This window comes from Streptomyces phyllanthi (assembly GCF_009377205.1).
In the GTDB taxonomy this organism is placed as follows: Bacteria; Actinomycetota; Actinomycetes; order Streptomycetales; family Streptomycetaceae; genus Streptomyces; species Streptomyces phyllanthi.
The window spans coordinates 1-1,844 of sequence record NZ_VJZE01000849.1; the positions used below are offsets into that span (position 1 = coordinate 1).

Below are 1,844 nucleotides of genomic sequence, written 5' to 3' on the forward strand. Positions count from 1 at the left end.
GCCACACCCCCACCACGGCCGCCACCAGGTCGATCCCGCGCTCGACGCAGAGGCCGACCACCGACTCGGGACCCACCCCCGAACCATGAAGGTGACGCGCCAATCGCGACGCCCGCCCCACGAGGTCCCCGTAGGTCACGTGCCGCTGTCCGGACACCACCGCCACGGCGTCGGGGCGCTCCTCGGCAAGGCTCACCAGCAGCTCAGGCACGCCGACGGCGCCGGACCCCGGTCCGGCGGCACCCGTCCCTCGCTCCAGCGACTCGGTACGCTCCGCCGCCGACACCATCGGGAGGCCGCCCAGCGTTACTTCGCCGTCAGCCGCGGCCGCTTCCAGCACGGTCGTCAGATGACCCGCCAGCCGGCTGATCGTCTTCGCGTCGAACAACGCCGTGCTGTACTCGATGCCGCCGACCAGTCCGCCGTCGTCTGCGTCACCCATCGTCACGGACAGGTCGAACTTCACCTGGAACTCGCCGGTGCCGTCGCCGTCCAGGTTCACGTCCGCATCGATGCGGGTCGGACCGGAGTCCTCGCGCGGGTCGCGGGGAGCGTAGTCGAAGAAGACCTGGAACAGCGGGGTGCGGGACCTGTCCCGCTCGGTGACGAGGGCGTCCACCAGCTGCTCGAAGGGCAGGTCCTGGTGGGCGTAAGCGCCCAGCGCGGTCTCCCGGACCCGGCCGACCAGTTCGGTGAACGACGGGTCGCCCGACAGGTCGGTGCGCATGACGAGCGTGTTGACGAAGAACCCGATCAGGTCCTCGGTCTCGACCCGGTTCCGGTTAGCGACCGGTGTTCCGACGACCACGTCTTCGAGTCCCGCATGACGTCCCAGCACCACACTGAGCGCGGCCAGCAGCGTCATGAAAACCGTCGCCCCATTGTCCTGGGCCATCGCCCGCAGGGACTCGCCGGTTCGTGCCGGTACGCGGAACTCGGCGACCGCTCCGGTGCTGGAGCGTGTCGGAGGCCGGGGGCGGTCGGTGGGCAGTTCCAGCAGCGGTGCCCCGGCGAGCCGCTCCCGCCAGTAGGCCAGCTGTCGGTCAAGGACCTCGCCGGTCAGCCAAGCCCGCTGCCAGGCCGCGAAGTCGGCGTACTGCACCGGGAGCGGCGGCAGCGGATCCGGCTCACCCGTCCGGAACGCCTCGTACAGGGCCAGCAGCTCGCCGCGGAAGATACGGGAGGACCAGTCGTCGAAGACCACGTGGTGGGCGGCCAGCGCCAGCACGTGTCCGGATTCTCCCAGCCGGATCAGGCAGGCCCGGATCAGCGGTCCGGAGGCCAGGTCGAACGGCTGGGCCGCCATTGCGGCGATCAGCCGTCGTCCGGCTTCTGGGGGATCGTCGTCGTCCGACAGGTCGGCCACAGGCAGCGGGACCGGCGACGGCGGGTCGACGACCTGGCGGGCGATTCCGTCGGTGCCGGTCACCAGCCGGGTGCGCAGGATCTCGTGCCGGGCGACGACGGCGGTCAGGGCCATTCCCAGGATTCGGGGATCCGGGGTCTCGCTCCAGCGCATATGTGTCGTCAGGTTGTATTCGGTGGAGTGGGGTTCGAGCTGGTCGAGGAACCACAGCCGCTGCTGGGCGAACGACAGCGGCAACACCTGGTCCCGCGACACCGGACTGACCGGCGGAGCCACCACACCAGGCCGGAAACCATCGATCACAGCAGCCAGACCACCCACCGTCGGATGATCGAACAACGCGGCCAGCGGAACCTCGGTCGCCAACACCTCCCGCACCCGCGACATCACCTGAGTAGCCAGCAACGAATGACCACCCAACACGAAGAAGTCATCACCCACCCCGACCCGGTCCACCCCAAGCAGCCCGGCCCAGATC

1 protein-coding gene and 1 pseudogene are annotated in these 1,844 nt (G+C 69.8%); both read right to left on the bottom strand.

The genetic code is table 11. The annotated features are described in order from the left end of the window. Window positions 1–1,621, bottom strand: a 1,621-nt coding sequence (locus tag FNH04_RS45535; RefSeq protein ID WP_322725739.1) for a condensation domain-containing protein, incomplete at its 3' end; no start/stop codon positions are given. A gap of 54 nt (window positions 1,622–1,675) precedes the next feature. Further along, window positions 1,676–1,843 (bottom strand): annotated as a pseudogene (locus tag FNH04_RS49580) (phosphopantetheine-binding protein); the annotation flags it as partial. Window position 1,844 lies beyond the last annotated feature (1 nt).